The sequence below is a fragment of the Undibacterium sp. YM2 genome, assembly GCF_009937975.1.
In the GTDB taxonomy this organism is placed as follows: Bacteria; Pseudomonadota; Gammaproteobacteria; order Burkholderiales; family Burkholderiaceae_D; genus Undibacterium.
This window is the reverse complement of sequence record NZ_AP018442.1, coordinates 27,272-46,145: the sequence shown is the minus strand read 5'-3', so window position 1 is coordinate 46,145 and position 18,874 is coordinate 27,272. Positions and strand designations below refer to the sequence as shown.

Annotated in this window: 4 protein-coding genes; all 4 read right to left on the bottom strand. The window is 61.0% G+C overall.

Going from position 1 to position 18,874, the window contains the following annotated elements:
• Positions 1-49 precede the first annotated feature (49 nt).
• Genes UNDYM_RS29820 through UNDYM_RS29805 form a run of 4 tightly spaced genes read right to left on the bottom strand, consistent with a single transcriptional unit; the run spans position 50 to position 18,865 of the window.
• A complete protein-coding gene (locus UNDYM_RS29820; protein WP_162044869.1) occupies positions 50-3,865 on the bottom strand; it encodes a hypothetical protein in 3,816 nt (1,271 codons plus the stop codon).
• Positions 3,859-7,704: a hypothetical protein gene (locus tag UNDYM_RS29815; RefSeq protein WP_162044868.1), complete on the bottom strand. Its 3,846-nt coding sequence runs from the start codon at positions 7,702-7,704 to the stop codon at positions 3,859-3,861. The genes UNDYM_RS29820 and UNDYM_RS29815 overlap by 7 nt, the downstream gene beginning before the upstream one ends.
• Positions 7,695-18,428 (bottom strand): hypothetical protein, encoded by a 10,734-nt coding sequence (locus UNDYM_RS29810; protein ID WP_162044867.1) that lies wholly within the window; start codon positions 18,426-18,428, stop codon positions 7,695-7,697. The genes UNDYM_RS29815 and UNDYM_RS29810 overlap by 10 nt, the downstream gene beginning before the upstream one ends.
• Positions 18,347-18,865: a hypothetical protein gene (locus UNDYM_RS29805; RefSeq protein WP_162044866.1), complete on the bottom strand. Its 519-nt coding sequence runs from the start codon at positions 18,863-18,865 to the stop codon at positions 18,347-18,349. Before UNDYM_RS29805 ends, UNDYM_RS29810 begins: the two co-directional genes overlap by 82 nt.
• Between the last annotated feature and the right edge of the window lie 9 nt (positions 18,866-18,874).

Here is an 18,874-nt window from a genome sequence, read left to right as displayed (position 1 = left end):
GCAGCGCGAGAATGAAGTCGAGCAATCGATTCATGATGTGGTCTATTGGCTAAATTGGGAGACCGGTTGCGGGCGCAAGGAACTCTTCTTGCGACTCCGGCAAGTACAGCTGGCCGTTGCGGTCCGATTTAATAACGTACAGCGAAGACGGGCCAAGGTCAGTGGCCGGACGGCTCATGTACCAGACAAAATCGGCGTGGCGCTGCATCAGGCCTAAGCGAAAACCTCTCGCCGGATCGACCAGGTCTATCCGGCGCGGCAGTGGCGACTGCGCATGCTGGGGAACTGCGATCCGCCAGGTCTTCTCGTTATCGCCTGCTGTGCGTAGCAAGGTCGCATACAGCGCTGGCGGCGGTTCGACCACGGGTTCGTCGGTCATGTTAATGCGCAGGGTGTGGCTTGGTGCCTCTTCGCCCTTCCAGTCCAATCTGACCTGATCGAATTTTCGATACTCATCATTCCACAGCTCTACTTCCCGCTCCTTTTTCAGGCTCACTTTAAGACACAGCATGTCTCCAGCTGAAAAGCGCGCCGGACTTCCGTCCGCCTCGCGCAGCGCCGCCAGCGGTAGTTCGTACACTTTCGCCAGATTCAGCTCTACTATTTCCTTGCTAAAGATGTGCAGGTTACGCTGCTTTCCATTCCGATCCTCCAGCTTGGCGCACAATTCCGAAGTATAGGTTTTAAGGTCAAATTTTTCCTTAGGTTTGATGTCACCGCCGCTGCTGACTTTCTCGGATTCGGCGAAGGCCTGGGCAATATCCTCCATCGGTCGCTCATAGCGCAGGTCGGCCATGAACGTGACGACCCCAAGACGCTGGACTTTGCCGCGGTCGGCCGACAAGGAAAACACACATTCCCCGCGCGCGGACTGGCGCGGCGCGGGCTGCAAAAGTGCAAGTCGCGCTGCCTCGGTAACCGGTGGCCCAGCCAGATCGCGGTTGTAAGACGGATCGCTAAAAATCAGCGTTGCCTGGGTCAGCGGCATGGCGCCGCGTTCCTGCGTTACCGCGTAAAGTGGGGTGCGCAAGGTCAGCGGGGCGCGCCTCCAGCCGGAAGCCAGCGATTCCTGTCCCTCGACGGGGACGTCGAGCCGAAGCCACTTGGAGATTTCTAATACCGGCGGCGTGCCGGGCTCGGGATGCACAGTCCATTGTAACTCGATGGCGGGCAGCGGTCCAGGCTGGCGAAGAGCCTGCACCAGAGCATCCAGGGGGAGTACCGGGTCCTCGTGTTGGTTCTGGCGCGGGTCGAGTATCACGGTCACTTTTGCGCCGTGGTTGAAGGGCTTGAGAGGTATGGTTTTGATGGTTTTGAACTCGGCGTCCACTTCGCTGACCTTGAACCAGCGCATCGGGATATCAAGGTCCCCAACGTGCAGGCTGGCCCGTGTTTTCATAGCGCCATCGATATTTTCCAGCAGAAGGCGAGCGAATACTTCTAGCGGCTTAATTGGGAACAAATCTACCGCGTTAACGGTAAGTATTTCGATATGACATTCGACCTTGAGAGCACCATTCCAACGCTCACTGACCACGCCATTGGTCCCCGGGCTGGCAACAACGGTGACGCTCCAGGCGACGACTTCTTTCACGTCGAAAGGTGCCGAGGTACCCTGCACAATATCTGCGGTGCTTCGCCAAGCGGCAAATGCCTGTAGCCGATGAACAGCCGACGCCTGGATGCGCCGGTCGGAACTTGCGCGCTCGAGTAAGTCGGCATTCTGTGGTAAAGGGCCTGGCCGTGGTGTGCGCAGCTTACGGGCGAACGACGAACCTGCCTGGGCCGGAGCGCCGAAACGCGTGTTGGTGGGGTCGAACGCGAAGATGCCAGCAGCGGCGTCCGCATCGAGGCGGGTAAGCAAGCGTGCTCGGCGCAAGGTCAGAATGCCCGCGCGTTCACCCACCGATGTGGTACTGGCCAACGCCGGCAAGAATGGCTGGACGGAGCGACCTGTGGCTGCGCTGCCGTGAATCGTGGCAAGCGCTCCGGCAACATCCACGTCCGCAGGCAGACGCACCAGCGGGCTTGCGTCGTTGAGCCAGCCGATCGGCGGACCAGCGAGCGGCAGGGTTTGCAAAGGCAGGTAGAGCGGCACCTGAGTTTGAGATACCCAGACCAATCTCGGTGTGGTGGCCTTGGATGCGAGTTCGACAACTGAACCGGCATGCGCAGGCAGGTGCATGGAGCGGGTAAGCCCGGCCAGACCAGAGCGCACCCAGGGTGCCTTGTCATTTACATCGCGGATTGGCTCGCTACGCCCTTCCTGCGGCGGCGACAGCCAGGCCAGAATACCGTTTGACGCTGGCAGCGCGGCCGCACCACGCGAAGCGTCGGCAAACACATTTTGCCCAGGAGACGCCGCTAGAAACTGGTCTAGTGCAAGCGCCCCCACCAGGCCCGCGCTTGCCGTGCCGTCCGACTGACTGAGCATGTAGGCACGTGGTGCCACGTCACGCCGCATCGCGTGTTTGCGCAGAAGCGGTGCCAGACTCTCGCCGCTTTCCTGCGGACCTCGCCACTCGCTGTCGCTCAGAGCATCGCCGAGGACCCAAAGGCGCGCAGGCTGTGATACCTTGACAAGCTGCGGTTCCTCGGAAGACTGCGGTGGTGAGTTGCGCATGGTGATCGCAGCCGCCATCGAAACACCCCCTCCATCGGTGCGGAACGCCCCCGAAACCAGCGACAGGGCTTCAGGATGCTGGAAGGGCACATCCATGGACTCGAACAGCTGGTGTACAGATACTGCCGCCGCCACGAAAAACGGGGTGGTCGCGAGTGGATAAACCACGTTGGTGGCCCGCGTGTCGAAACTTTGTTCTACCAATGCGGCAGTGACCAGTCTGGCATCGGCCAGCTTTCCGTTGGCCAATGCTGCCGTCAGGGCACCGTACGACGAATTAGACGGCGACGCAACTGTGGCTCGCGTGTGCGCGACGAGGCGAGCGGCAGCGCTGTCATTCCAGGCCACTTCGATCGTCTGCGAAACTTCGCTGCACTGTCCCAGCGTCTTGCCCAGGCCGGCCAAGATGGGCAGGCGCAACAAAGGTGCCGCCTCGTCCCGGTTGATTCGCAGAATACCGAGAAAACCACCACCGATCATGATGGCATCGGCCGTCTGCGCAGTCCAGACAGCGTTGCGCAGTTTCGCTCCAAGTGCGCCCTCCAGAACAGTCGCGCTGGCTCCAAGGCCCCGATAGCGCATACCCGGATCGTTACCCGCATCGCCCCCGCCAGCCTTGTTTGCCATGTAGCGCGCTGCAAACGTCGAGCTGTCCGCCTCCGCATTCGCGGCAGGGCGCGGAATCAGTCCCCCGGTTCGTCCGATCGCAACTGCCTCCACGCCTGACCACGCGAGCGCCGTCCCGTTGCGCTCGAGAGCATGGCTGACGACCGCTACTGTCAGCCAGGTCGCGGTTGAACCCGGCTTCAAGATCGACGCAACCAGGGTCATTGCGACGGGATGGTCGTTGAGTTCCCAGGTCGCTGTATGCGTCGCTGTCGCCGAATTATCCAGTTGCACGGCAATCCGTCCGGACACTGGCTTGGGGTCGGCCGGGACAGGTACTATGACGGAGCTTGATTTCGCCGCTGGCCACTCGATGTCGCTTTTCGCCGTGAGCTTCGCGCTGATGGTTGCCTCGCCAGACCATTTGGCACCTGCCTTTTTCGCCTGAAGTGCGAATAGCAGGCTTGCATCATTGAACGCTATGCCCTTGCCGACCAAGGTGCCTTCGCCCTCGATGGCAGTCTTTGGGCTCAGTTGGATCAGTGTTCCTTCGCATCGTCCTGCACTCAAGGCCATGCTACCTGGTTGCGCTTGCATGCCTGTGTCGAGCCGGGCGATCAGGGTGGTCCTCAGCATACCGGCCGTGCCGAAATCTCCCCCGCTTGGATGATCAAGGCACTATTGTCGTCCTTGAAATCGGCGAATGCTTGCGATGGAAGGTAACCGAACAGTCTGCACGGGTCACCTCTGGACTCCCACAGCACGATGGGCAGATCGTCTTTTTGTTCCGGCCCCACGGGATGGATGCTGACTTGCCGGTTCCATTCGAGACGCGGCACTAGGGATTTGAGGCTGCCGTCAGCCAAATCGTGGCTGGTGGTGATCATCACTGTCTTTATGCGCAGCCACGCTTCGCCCGGTTTGCCGGTCTGATTCGACGGGTTGGTGACGCTGATGATGACAGTTCCGGACAGCACTGGTGGACCCGAGCTGATTTGCGGGATGCCAGCATTGAACGGCACTCCGCCCATATCGACGTCCAGGCTCTTCCCCGCCAGGACCAATCTCTTCCCCGCTTGCAGTTCCGCGGCGATGACGATCCGGCGCTCCTCTTGTTTCTCGTCAAGGGCCTGCAGCACGAAGCGCAGGTCCGCCTTGAGAAAATTGGCAACCGCCGGGCCGCCGGTTCGCGGCACACTGATCGCCAGCGTGATCAGATTGCCAGCGGCACCGCTAGCGCCAGCCTGAGCGACTAGGTCGAGCCGGCAGACAATCTCGATCTTGGACAATTCGCCCGCTTCCAGCTCGACTCTCTGCAAATGGACGGGTTCCAGCAAAAAACCTTCGCATGCAATTTCGCTGCGGCCCTGCAACAACGTCGCGCCGCCTTCCGGCCCGGCATCGGCGAAGCGCCATTCCATGCCTTGGCAGGCGAGCGCCGCGGCATCAAACATGCCGTTGAAATCGTTCTTCCCCGGACTGGCCGGCAACCGCGCCAAGATTTCGTCCAGAAACAGCACATCCTTGAACCACAGTTGCAAACCGATACCGTTTATTTCGACTTCCAGCGGCCTGGCCAGTGTGGCCAAGAATGCACTCGGCCCAGCACCGTCAAAGTTGACCGGACGCTTGATCAAAAGGCCGCTAGCCTCTGCCGGCAGGGCACCTGCTCCGGCATTATCCAGTTCGTAGCCATTCGAGGTATACGTTGCGGGACTGTAGCCGACGATATCGACTGACTCGCCGCCCGCGGCGCTGATGTGGCCCGTGTATCCGAGCAGGGCGGCATTACCCGATAGAGTGTCCTGGTCCAGTGTCAAAGTACCATAAGGCAAGGGACCTTCACCCTCGTCGATGCGTAGTTCGGGATTCCAAGTAGTGCCATGCAGCAGAGTGGTAGCTACAAAGTGCTTGGATGAGCCAAGTGCCGTGTAGTCGCTCATATAGCTTTGAGCGACGCGACAATTCTGATGTTTGCGCTCCTGCTCGTCCCAATAGTCGCACAATATCGGCCAATCCAGCACACTGGGAACCGGTATCGGCGGCGCGTCGGCGCTCGCGCCATCGGCGGTGCCAGGCGGGAGGGAGGCGGTTGCGAATGCTTCGTCGAGCAACGGCAAGTCGAAGCGCGCAGCACCAAGCAGTTGGTTTTGCGGCGTCCGCCGGGTCCCTGACAGTTCTATCCCCGGCAAGCCGACACAGGCGAAAGCGATACCTCGTTCGGCCAGCGGGACCGGCTTGCCCGGCCAGCGTGCCACGCCTGTCAGGTCAAGTCCGGAGCCATCGAGTGCGAGTTTCAGCAAGGGACTGACCGGATTGCGCACCAGCCTCGCAAGCGGTATCGGCGCGTCTTGGGGAGCGGGCACCGGCTGGAACAAGGCAAACGGCATCAGATCGCGGCTCTCCAGCGGCCGCGGCGATCCTGCCGCGCGCGTCATCGGCATGGTGGCGACCAGTGGCATGCTTGCATGGCGCAGCCATGCGACTGCCGGCCAGGGAACCGTCGATCCGGGGCTGGCCAGGCCCACAATGCACTTTTTCCATGCTTCCAGCTCGCGCAGCGCTTCCGCAGGCTTGATCACCTCCTCGGACCAGCGCTGCGCGCCGGTGTTGAAGGACAAGGTGAGGTCCTTCCAATCGAGCAAGGGATCGTCGTCGGGGTTCGGAATGGACAAGGTCAACTCACGCAAGCCAGCGTGAATAGGCGCGATCAGTGGAGGTGCAGGCGTGGCCATGGCAACATCGATGAACGATCCAGGGCCTGCGCCCAGACGCGGCAATCCCTCGTACGCATCCGGGCAGTCTCCCGATACCCACAACAGGCCGCGCGTGGCGATGGTGACACCCTTGAGTTGTACCCTCGCGTCAGCCAGCTTGGCGGCAGCCCCCGGCTTGATGGTGAGCGTGGCTTTCACAGCAGCGGCAGTTTCGATGGTAATTTGCCACGGCGGCGTTGCAGGCGGCTTGGCCAGTACCGTGCTTTCGGCAGACTCCGGTCCCCGCGCCATATTCGTGCTTTGGTAGCGCAAAAATCCATTTAGAACGCTGGCCGGCTGACCAGCCGCGAGCGTTTTTGCAGCTAGCACCTGATCGCTTTCAGTATCGAGCGGCCCCAGGTTCGGTACCGGCAGTTGCAGCCAGCCATCGTCCAGCGCCACAAAGGCAGGTAGCAAGGGTCGGCCATAGGCTGCGCCAAGGGACTGCCCTGTGTCGGCCTTGTACGGAACAGGAGGGGGTGCGGACAGTCCATATGCGCCCCGCAAGTCCCCTGCGAGACGGTGCAGGTCCGGATCGAGTGAGAGCCCGGTACCGAACTTGAGCTTGCTACCGCCCGGGTTGGCAACGAGTTCCAGCTCGTTGCCAACCCACGTTCCGCTCTCGAACAACAGTTCCACATCTGTCCCCGCACGCTTCCCGCTTAGCCTGGCATTGCGCAGCGTGGCCACACCATCGATTCTTCCCGGCTCGCCCGGACTGACCAGTGCCAGTTCGCAGTCTTGCGCGGGGATATCGACCGAGTCTGCGAGCCGGTCGGGCACGCCTTTTTTCATCTGCAGCGTCCATTCGAAAGCAGGCACCGCGCCGCTTCGCCGGGCTGTCACGCGCAGGCCGGGCAAAACGGCTGTCTCCTTGTCTTGCGGCGTCATCGCGGCCCAGGCCGCCATCCATGCATCCGGTGCCACAGCTTCAAGCAGACGCAGCTTGAATTCGGGTTCATCCTTCTGGCCCTGGCTGGCGTACAGGAGCACCCGCCCGCGCAGGCCTTGCATCTTGCTGGGCAACGGCAACTCGGCCTCGAACTCGATGCCGTCCTGGACCAGCCACATAGTCGCCCACACCGCATCGTTCGGGTCGCCCACTTTGAGGTCGCTGATCCACTTCGCTCGCGCTTTTTTGCGATTGACCTGCAGCCCGATACGTCCGGCGACCAGCGAATACGGCGGAATCGGTAAGCTGTGTTTGTCGCCAGGGGGCTCCGGCCAGCGGTTCGTGTCTTTCGGCAGCGCATCGGCCACGACATGAACGAATGGTGCCGTCGGGGCCGTGCCATGCTGCTGCTCGGGGAACGTTCGCAATACTTTTCCGTACTCTGCTCCGAGAATGTAGTCGTCCGTATCCCATCCAAGGGACAGTAGATTGTGATCAACCTCCGGTTCATCCGGTTCGCGCAGCGCCTTCTGATAATGCTTGCCTGTCGCGCCCACGATGAGGTGGATATCGAACAGGCGCGGGCGGTGCCAGTTGTCCTTGTCCGGTGCATCCACAGTCAGCACGCGCAATGGATGCACATGGTCGGCTGTCACCCCGATCCGGTTGCCTGCCGCGTCGAGCGCGTAGCGGGCACCAAAATACGGCGCGGCTGCCGACAGCGCCCACAAGTGGCGAGCTCTCTCCCCGCGTCCAATCAAAGGCCCGGCCAGAGTAACAACTCGCAACGGCAGGGGCTCATCGGTCCGATCGTCGATCATACCCATACTTGATTCTCCTTCTGCGCAAAGACGGGGAGCGCAATTTCAACCTCTGTTTCGCCCGGTACCTGCCAGACGTTACCATTTTTCTGGATCGCGTTGCGGGTGTCGACAGCCCGTACGACAAAGCGGTTCGCCGCGCCCAACAGCCTTTCGCGGCAGGCGACCCAGAGAGGACTATCCCATGCAGTGCCGCCAGCGGGATGGCCGCTGGCCCGCACTTCTATCTCCTCGATGGCGAGGGGCAAGGCGTGCACCGTCAACACTTCCAAATTGTTGAACGTTGCAGTCAGCGTGAAGTTGGCTTCATGAATGACGACATGGTTGTCAAAACCCTGGGCCATCACTGCAAACGAGCGTAATTCGAGGAGCTGGGGCGGAATCACTTCAATCGGACCTGGAGGAAGTGCGTCGATGATGGTTTTGTACACGTCCAGGACGGGCAGCAAGGCTTCTCTTGCGACGGAGTCGGTCAATCCGTTCACACTGTTCAACAGAATAGTGTACTCCTGTTCCAGCCATGCCTTGCGCATGGCATGGTCGTCCGGTGCATTTTGGAACGACTTCAGTACAAGTTCGTAGCTGGCGGACAGGCTAGCAAAATTCGTGGCCGCGCGGTTGAAGGCCCGGCGCTCTGTCAGCAAGTCGTTAGCGGCCGGCAGGCGAATGCTGCGTGCCATTGCGGCCGGATCCCGATCCTTCGACTTGAGGTCAAAGCCGAGGTCGAACCGATTCGTGCTGTACGTGACCACGGGGTTCTTCCGCACGTCACCGTCCTGGCTCGCTGCGGCCTCCACGAAGCGGGTGCCTCGGCAACGCACCACCACTGCGGCAGTCGAACCGTTGACGGGACCCTCGGCGACCAACGAGACGCTCGCATCCTCCTCCTCGAAGGTGGACTGGTTCGGCGCTGGCCCCCGGCGCAGCAGGGTGTAGCGCACGTTGGGATCAGGCCACCAGACGATGTCATTTTCGTCGGGAGCAGACGGAAGCGAATCGAGCATGGCGATGTCGGCATGCGCAATCAGGCGCAGTCCGCCAATATGGATCCCGCGTACGCCCCCGATGTCCGCGACGCTCAGTGTTGGCTTGCCAAGAGATACGGTGTCGCCACGCTGGTCAACATTGAGCGCGCGCCGTGGCGTGGCGTCCTGCACCGCGCCGACCACCCGCGATACGACGATGCCGGCACGGGCCACGCCGAGAGCGGAGACGCGATAGTGCGGCGGCAGGTGGCCGATGCGCCATATGTCGGCACCTTTCCAGAGCGCTGGGAACTTGTCCGCCAGATCACCGAGGTCGCCGCCTCTCAGTACCTTAGCATTGGCTGGCACCCCCACCGGAAGACTGGCCTCGCTTTTCGGGTACATGATCGCATCGGGTGCTGCTCCTTCGATGACGTGAGCCAACCGTGCGGGCCAATTGTGGTTGCGGTACTCGCGTACGAAACTGATGGCTGTTCCTTGCGTGCCTAGGCGGGCGAACAAAGGCCGGTTGCTGAACGCAAGCGCCTCTTCGCCATGGCGCGCCACCACCAGTTCCCACTCCTGCGCATCGGTCAAGCGCGAACCCAGGATGACCGGCGGCTCGATGCGCTCGGTACGTGGTGAGACCGCCAGCGCGTACCCGACCTGCAACTTGAATTTGTCACCCTGGTACAGGGCCGGTGTGACGAGGCGCTCGCTGTCGCTCTGATCGGGGAAGTAACCCGCGCCCAACGCCAGGTTCTGGTAGCGAGGAGTGGGGCGCACGGCGTATGCGCGCGCATGCGCCCATCTGTCCGAATGTAGCAGCGACAGGCCGATCTGGCCGTTGCTGTTGGCCGCCAGATGCAAGGGATTGCCCCCCTTCGGCGCCGCAAACGCAATGGCAACCGCGTGGCGCGGCTGTGGCCCGGGCGCTGCACCGTGTTCCAGCAGGCGGTCGCACCAGTCCAAATAGGCAGACATGAAAATCTGGCAGTCTGCAAAGCGCAGCGGACCGTCTTTGCCCGGCCACAACAGCTCCGGTGCGCTGGCCAGCAGGTTGGCGCGCAGGCTGGCAAGGGCCGCCGCCGCGTGGGGAAGGTCGGTGCTGCGCGGTGCACCGGCAGGTTTGGTATTGTCTCCGGTAACCGGGGCGGTCATGATACTGGACCACTGATCGGCGCTGAGCGCCTTGAATTTTCCGAATGCGTTCACACACTGCGATGCCGCTGGCGTGTCGATCGGTTCCAGGGCCATGTCGACGCCATGCTCGGGAAAGCCGACGATATCCTCGGCAACATTCTTCAATTCCGCCAGAGTCATCAGTGCGATCTGCGCGTCCTCCCCGTTCCCGCTGCGTACGATCGCACGTAGCCGGGGCAGCCCAAAAATGGTGGCATGCCGGAGCAAAAAACGCATCTCGCAGCATGTCTCGGCACTGGCGAGAGACACGGGCCATCGCCTCAGCGGGACGTGCGCCGGCTGGCCGACCAGCACGTCTAGTATCCTGTCGTCCTCGACGCTGAGCACCTCATAGTTGCTCGTGGTCGTGGAAAATTCCAGCTCATAGCCGAGTAATTTATGGCCGGGGAGCAGCGTGCGTGGCCAATTTGCCTTTTCCCACTTCAGCGATATGACGGTGTACAAGCGGCCCGCCGCAGGCTTGGGCCGCAGCGAAATCTGCGCGATCGCTAGGCCTTCATCCTTGAGGTCGAGTGCGTCGCTCTCGGGCTCGATGTCGCCGTCTCGCAAGATCGCGTCGAAGGGGCCGGCCTTTCTGTCGCGACCTGGCTGAAGCAGAACTTCGACGAAGGGCTGGCCGAGATCCGTTCCCAGCTTCTGGTAGCGGAGCACCGCAGAGCGCAGCACTGGTTCGACGAGCGCATGTACTTCGCTCGCGTCGGCAAAACGGTCTTGTTCCTTGTCGAACAGTTTGAAGGTCCGCGCCAGCCCAAGGCATTGCAGAACCGACCAGCCGTACGGATCTGTTTCCCGCTGGGTATCGGACAAGAACGATGGCAGGTCCTTGGCGGCCACTGGCTGCACCGGCTGGTTCGCCACCACGTAACGGCGGTATAACAGATCGTTCGAGTAGCTGTATTCCAGTGCGCCCAAAACTTCCTCCAGCAATGGATGGGTCTCGCTCGTCAGCTTCAACGGTATGGCAACGTGAGTAGATGCTGAGGCTTCGGTACCCTCCACGATGCTATCGACAAACAACTCGAAGATGACATCCTTGCAGGCGAACGCTGTATGCCCGTCAATGCCGGAGAGCCGCGGCTCCCACGCCAAGCGTAGCAGGGTGCCGCGCACCCAGGCGGCGTTGAATGCTTCCATTTTCCAGCGCGTGATCGTGGTCGTGATGGATTTATCATTCGCATAGGTCAGCCTAAGCCTGCTTCCCGGGTAGGTGGCACATGGGAACACGTGCGCCAACAACAGCTTGCTGTTGGCGACAATATCGGCCGCGCGTTCCTGCGCCAACTTCGCGGCTGCGACGTCGAGGTCCGGACGTGGCCTCGCAACCAGCCTGGCCTCGAGGCGCTTGGGAAGTCCCTTAGCCAGCAGATCGCTGACATGACCCTCCGCAACAGTTGGCATGAGCCGCATCCGCACGACCCGAGTGGGAAAGCGGACCGTCGATTCGGCCGCCGAATACCAAGGTGCGAGCCTTGGCTGCGAATGCCCGGCTGGTACCAGGTGCCGGTTGATAAGGCGCCAGGTCTGGCTTGGATAATGCGCCAGCCAAGATGGCCAGTCCTTGTTCGCATCAGGCATCAGGCGTGCCGTTTCCGGGGATACGCGCTCCACCCGCGCTACGCGGCGGGCCCGGCGCCACGGGGCAACGCTGGTTTCCAATTCCTGCTTCACGGTGTCGAGTGGCGCCAGTTCGTCAACGTCCAGCTCATGCACATCGAAGCCAGCCACCGTTCGCGCATGAGCGGCATCCGGCATACCCAGACCGGCATCGAACGATAGGCGTGGTGCGGCCTCGAATTGCAGCGATGTCAGTAAGCGTCGCTCCGGATCGCGCATTAGCAAGGGCGGGTGGCGTTCAATCATGTCCCGATGCACAGCATAGGCTGCCGGCACGCGGAAACGGGCAAAGCCGCTGTGCACCCGAACCTGACCAGGCTGGTGTGCAGGGAATTCCAAGTGTACCGGCCACTCGAAAGCTTCCGGGCGCATCAAGCCGATTTCATAGTCGTCGCTGGCTGGTGCACCGGGGATGCGCTTCGGACGTCGCGGTTCGATACGCATCTCGATGGCGACCGGTGTCGGCTTCGAGTAGCTTTTGACGGTGATCATCTTGCCGGTGAACGAATTCTTCACCTTAAGGCTTTGCACCGTCACCAGTGTAAAACGTGTCGCGACGCGCTCGCCGCTGCCGACGCGACGCCACAAGCTGGCGAGGAAATCCGCCATGATCTCCCCATCGTCCGTTACCAAAGGAGGTGGATGGCGCCCTTTTAACAAAGCTTCTGCGCGGTCCAGCCCGTCGCCCAGGTCCTCGCCGTCCAGCCAGCACCATAATGGGAATTTGCGTTGGGTATCGTGGTCCGGCTCAATGGGGTCGAGGTCGGTGCCACCCCGGGCGATCTCGCCGTCTGGGTTGGTGACCTTGATGAACTGGCCGCCGTCGGTCTCCAGCTTCCACACCATGGCCGCGGCGCTGTGCCCGTCCGCGTTGCCGATACCAAGGCGCCGCTCGGTCAATCCATCACTGCCGTAGTGCCCTGACGGGCTGATATTTTCCGGCTCGGCAATCAGGTGATAGTAGCGTTTGATTTCGTCTCCGGGCTTGCTTGCCGAAGCGTCCTTGACCGCGATGAGTACAGCCAGCGCATCGGCTGGTGGCGTGCCTTTGATGAATGGCGTCGCGGTGTTGGGTTTGCCGTTGAGGTTCTTGACAATAAATCGCAGCTCTGCTTCCGCCGGCCGCAGCGGCGCCTTGGGTTTGCGAATGTCGATCAAGAAGGACTTGGCAAGGCCGGGTGTACCGGCGATGTCGAAGGGCGTGACGGTGTAGGTGACGCTGACCGATTCCTTGTCGCCGTAGATTCTGGCCCAGGCCTTGGCCCCCTCCAGCGCCAGCTTGTCGTCGCTGTGCGGCAGCAGTGCGTTGCGCAGCTCGGCAGTGAGGTCGGACAGATCGTCGACAAACTGGCATTCCGGACGCAGCAGGGTTACCTCCCCGTTTTCCGCGCCGCCGATCGTCGCCGACGGCTTGACCTGCATCGTCCGCGGCTTGAATTCGGCACCCTCGCACGTCCGCACAATCTCGTAATGGTGCAAGAAATGCTCATGCGAAGTGCCGGTAAAGCGGGTTTGCAGGACCCAGTCAAGTTTGATCCCGTCAGCGTCGACGCGAGAGGTATCGGCCCCGAGGACCGGATCCTGGCGCTCGAACCAGTTTTGCTGTGGGTTCAGGAGGGTAATCGTCCCTTCATGCCTGGCCATACCTTCGAGTTTCTCGATAGTGGCACCAGCGAGCGCCTCAAGTGCATCGAGCGGTCCGTAAAACAGCAGACCAACGTCGCGCACGTGTGCATTGCCTCCGGCCGCTGGAAGCCCTTGTTCGCAGAGTTTTTCGAACTGCTGGACGAACATGGCCATGACAGTGGAACGTGCCTGGTGCACAGCTTCGACCACGGGATTGGTGCGTGCAGTGGTCTCGCGTTGCCGCTGTACCATGTCGCGCTGGGCGCTGCGCTCCTCGACGGAACCGGCTACGACCGCCTGCGCTTCGCCGTAGGCGCGTGGCGCAGGTTCCGCCCACTTCTCGGTGATGCGATAGAACTTGCTGGCGTCGCCCTTCCAGATTGTATCGGACAGGAAGCACTCGTCGAACAAATAGCCGAGTGTGAGCGTGCCGCCATCGACAGTGGCGACGGGCCGGTTCCACCCGGTGCTTATATCGACCACCTTTGCTGCCTGTCCGTACAGGTCATGTACGAGCTCGCCGCTGTTGGCCTTGACCCGGCCCACCAGTTGCATGGCGGGATGACTCGCGACGGCAGCGGTAATCTTCAAGCTATAGGAGGGGGTTGACTCGTCGCGCAGGCCGTCCGCGGCAAAGGCCATGCCCGCGGCGTAGAAACCGCAGCGCCTGTCCGACGCTTTGCGCAGCAAGGGTTTGACGGGGCGCGCTTCGCGCGGTATCAGCACGGCATAGCCGTAGCCTGCCGGCGCGGGGGTGCCGTCGGGCGCGCGTATGGCCCTGCGCAAGGCGAGCCAGAAATCGGTCGGGCATAGTGATTCACCCAGATAGGAACGATTGCTGCCCGCTGGTAACCCCGGCACCACTGGGTCAGTCTTCTTAGGTGGTACCGCGTTCAGCGGTGCCTGCGCATGCTGGGCGTCCGCCTCGATCCGCTGGTCACCGGTCTTGCTGGCTTGCTCGGGCAATGTATCCGGCTCTTCGGCCGTGATCGACATCGCCAAGAAGCGCTGGACCCGGGAGCGGGCACTTTCGAGCTGACCGGTGCCAAACTCGAATCCAACGCTGACCGAAAGCGTGCAGCCAAAGACCGACACGGCCACGCGCGCATGCACTCGAGCACCCACGCCTTCGGTGGAAATGGCGACTTCCACGGCGGCGGAGAACTGCAGTTTTACAGTGAATCCGATGTCGATATTGAAGCTGGTGAAACCCAGATCGACTTCCATCCAGGCCCGCACTGCCACGGCCAAGGTGGCGTCAAGGGCAATCAAGCCATACACCAGCGAACCTTTTACGCGCCACGTGAGGTAGCACAACAACCGGGCGACCAAACTCGCAGTGAGCGTCGCGCGCGCACACAGTCCAATCGGGCCGGCCTGGTACTGGCCACCAAATTCGAAATAGGCGTCGGCCTCGATGTTATAGCCCCACAGTAAACCATCGTCCGCAGCGCGGAAAATCATCCCCCCTCGCACTGTCACGCGCATGTTCTTCTCATCGAACAGACGCACTACCAGCTGGTTGGGCCAGCCAAGTTCGTAGTGGAACAGCCCGGGCTTGATGAACAGCGTTGCCGACCAGTCGACCGACTTCAAGGCGCGCCGCAGTGGCGGATCGTCGCCATTGCCTTCCGCTTTTTTTAGGGCCGGCAAGCGATCGCCTATATACCCTTTGCTGTCGCCGATCATGCGTGCAAGCAGGCGCTGTTGCGGGGCCGAAATGTACAAGTAGCCACGCAAGCCTGGGTTCGAGCGAAGATTATCCTTGTCTTTCAGATAATCGATGTAGTTGGTGCCGATCCAGCCGCGCAACCCCATGAAGAGCGTCATGTCGGAGCGGATGGCCGCCACCAGGTCGAACAAGAAAGGATTCTGGGCCGCTTCCTCCTCCTCCTCATCCCATGTTTTGCTGGCAGGGTAGACTTGTATCGCCCCCTTCAAAGCTAAGGTGACCCGGTCACCCTCCGGCTCCGACTTCCACGCTGAGAATTTGTGCAGGTCGCCCTGGACTTTGGCCACGTCGTCCAGCGCCTTGATCAGCTTGGGAACGGAAGGCTGGCGGTCGGCGGCGGCGATGGCGTCGAGTGTATAGCGAAACCCCAGGCCAAAGCCAGCTTCGCGCAGGTAAAAATTCCAGACCACGGTTGGAATTTCGATGGCCAGCTTTTTCTGGTCGGCGTAAAAATAGAATGACTTACGTCGCTCGCCCGGCTTATCCTTACGCTCCAGCTCCATAAAGCCCAGGCTTGCGCCCATACTGCCCCAGCCCGGGATATCGAATTCACCCCGCCCCAGGAATCCGTAGGTGTTATAGCCGTCCGGTGCCAGCTTGCCGCCTTCGACTGTCTTGGTGTCTGGATCGACAGCGATGACGGTGCCTCGCACTCGGATCGCGCCTTTCAAATTAAGGTCTATGCCCAGACCGTCCGCCTTGATGCGCGGCAGCGACTGACCTTCAGCAGGCGGGGCGATCCACAAGCCGTGGAAGTCGATAGATGGCTGCATGATGTCGCCGATCTCGACAAATTTGATCTGGCCTGAGAGGTTGACGGCAGGCTTGCCATCGAACTTCGGCGAGGCAGGATGGTATCCGAAGCCGCGCAGCTCGAAAGTGAAGAGATTGAAGAGGTTAAAACTCTTTTTCGGGTTGAGGGCTTTTTGAAACGAGATGTGCTTGGCCAGTACGCGCGGGTCGGCCGACAACGGCGTGCGTTCAAGGTCCAACTCCACACCATCCAAGTACTGCAGCAGTCCGCTGTTGAATTCGCCGTCCTTGGGAGTGAATCGTAGCGAACCGGTAACCAAATAATAGAAATGGTATCCTCCGTCACGTACGAAAGCTAGGTCAAGGTCGGTGACCGTGAGGGTGAACCGTGAGGCATGGCAAATGATGGGTTCGTTTTTCTTATCCAGTTCGACCTTACCGGACTGCAGGACGATGCCATTGGCACCGTCTTCGGCAAAGTCCAGCACAATGCTGCAGTCAGCTTCACCGATCAGCGCTGGAGGGAGGGTGCCGCGCCCGCCTATACTGGCCTTGACCAGTTTGCCGGCCTTGATTTCAAGCGAACCTGAAGTAAAGCGGAACGGCACATCGACGCCATTGAGCTTGACGGCGCGGTCACTGACCTTTGCCGTCAAATCTAGTCCGCCCGGGCCGATCTTCAGCGTTGTCACCTCAAACACCACGCCCTTTCCGTCCGACGAAAGGCCATTGAAGTGGAGTTCCATACGGGCTTCTTTATGGTTCAGCTCAAAACCGCTCTGGCCGCCCGAGAACGCCAGCTGGAACATTTTGACGGGGGTATCAATCTTACGCGCCGTGTCATCCGTTTGTTCGACGATCCAGATCAGGCCGAGGGCTTCTTCCTCGATGCGTGGCGAGAGAATCGGGAATACGTCGCTGGCGTCGAGCGTCAGCTCAAGTGTATTGAGCGAAATTTTGCCCTCGAGCGTAATGCTGGTCTGCAGTCCCGCTGCTTTCAGGCCCAGCACCAGATTGACAGTGACCGCGCGCTCGGCCAGGCTGCCATCGGTAGTGCAACTCTCGACCCACACGACGTTCGACAGTGAATTCTGCAGCTTGCTGAGGAAGCCGCCCGGCACTGGCGTGTTTTCGGACGGTTCGCCCATGCCCAGCAGCGGCAGTACGCGTTTCGACTCGAATGTGACGTCGACATCGAAGCCGGTATCGAGATCCTCCAAGTCAAAGTCGTCTCCGGCCAGCACGACGCTGCTGCCGGTAAGCGGCGCTACCGTCCCTTTCAACTCCTTGAAGAAGACCGGCTGTCCGCGCTGCAATCCTGCAAGCACTATCATGGTTTGCGCTGGAGTTCCTGCCGCGCGCGTCAGCGCGAGCTTGAGTAGAGGTTCCTCTGGCGCATCGCCGGTCTCGCCGTCCGCATCGCGCAGGGCGCTCGTCTGGGAGTTTCCGCCGTTCCCGGTGCGCTTGAGCCAAAGATCGGTACTTAATGTAGCGACCTCTGTAGCTGCGTCCACGTCCGCGCTGCTCAATACCAGGAATGCGCCTGGGTGTCTAGCCACGTCGATTAATAGACCGGGCCGCCATACCGGCGGCGCGGTGAACGAAAAGCCGAGAGCGCCCACCTTCGACATGCCGCTCGGTTTGCGCTGGCTGATCAGGATTTGCTGCAGCTCCAGAGGCGAGGTCCCGATACGCAACTGCACGTCCAGCCCGGTTATCGTCATCATGTTCGAGAGCGACTGCAGCAGGTTGCCGATCAGCTCCGCACCGGCGGCGAGGGCACCTGCCGACAGTTCGGCCAGCGCACCCGCAGCATTCGACACCATGTCGTCCACAAACACGGCTGCCTTACCAACCGCCGTCGCAATGCGGCCCAATATGCCGAACAGCGCACGCCATTGCGCATCCGTGGCGACAGCGAGATCGAATACCACCTGGATGACAGAGGCACCAGCGCGCACGACTTCATCTGCAGCCTGCGCTATGAGCTTCAGCAGAGGGAAATTGGGCATGATCAACTCCAGGCTGACCAGCCGTGTACCGGAGGGATCCATTTCCAGCGAACCGCTGAAAGTTAGCACCGCATCGCTGTCATTGACCGCGCATATGCTCAAGCGTTCGAAGGCAATCAGCAAACGCAAGCTGGCGTTCGTGGGCGGTGCTTCTTCACCAACACCGCCTGTCGCTGCGACGATTGGTTGCATGGTGATGCGCTGCCAACTGATCTCCAGAGGGCCGATGCGGCGCATGCGCGGTGCCGCGTCGAATATCGGAGACGGATTGCTGGCCGCCTGGATTTGCGCCTGACCATCGACCACGTTGAGGTTGGTGCCTTGCGCTACGCGCATATCGCGCAGCAAGATACTCGCACCGGCGAGCAGGAAATCCGCCTCGATCGTGGCCAACGCTGCGGCCTGGCCACCCCACGGCTGTCCTATATCGAACTGATTCGTGACAAGCGCCCAATCCAGGCCGCCTCCTGGCGACGGCATGACAGCAAGGCTGATAGGCCTGTCGTTGCTTTCCCGATACGCCACAGCGGCTTGTGTGCCAAGCGACTGCGCCGCCCTGGCAATTCCGGCGAATACTGTGGGCATCACCAGCTTCCAGCCAGCACCTGGCATTGCTAGCTCGGGCAGTTTGAATCGCGGCAGACTGACGTTAAAATTGTCGACGTCGATATGAAGAGTTGCGGTGTCACGGTACGTGAACACCATTCCAAGCGAACGTTTAAGTATAACGGTATCGATGCCAGTTATGGAGAGGTGCGCCAGCAGGGCAACTTCGACACTAAAGTTGACGTTGCCGGTAACGCTGGCATCGATTGCCAGTCGCAATTCTGCCCCGGCATAGGCTTGGGCCGCCCCCAGGTTTTTAATCCCCAAAAACGTCGAAGCCCCCCTGTACGGTTGAGCCTGACGCTGCGCAACCGCCTCAACCCTTCGTCTCGCAAGGCATAAAACTTAGCCTTGATGTCGCTAGCAACAGCGCGGAGTTCGAAGGCGATCTGCTCGCCAGTGCGAAAGGTAGTGGCGTTGTTCACCGCCTGCTCGACGAGTCCTCCGGGAATATGCACTGGGGCGACGAATCCAAACTGGAAGAAACTTCCCGCCACATCCGGGGACGCGGCAATAAAGAACTGGTTAACAACAATCTCACTGCGGTTCACCGCACCGTCCACCACCGCTTTACCAAGTGCCCCTGTGGAATCACCACTGAGATAAAGATTGGCATTAGTGCCGCTGAGCGGCCCGACAAGAATTGTGACTGGCACGCGACTCTC

Excerpts from the sequence above, each read along its gene's own strand:
- UNDYM_RS29820 (WP_162044869.1), bottom strand. The coding sequence starts at position 3,865 with ATGCTGAGGACCACCCTGATCGCCCGGCTCGACACAGGCATGCAAGCG.
- UNDYM_RS29815 (WP_162044868.1), bottom strand. The coding sequence starts at position 7,704 with ATGGGTATGATCGACGATCGGACCGATGAGCCCCTGCCGTTGCGAGTT.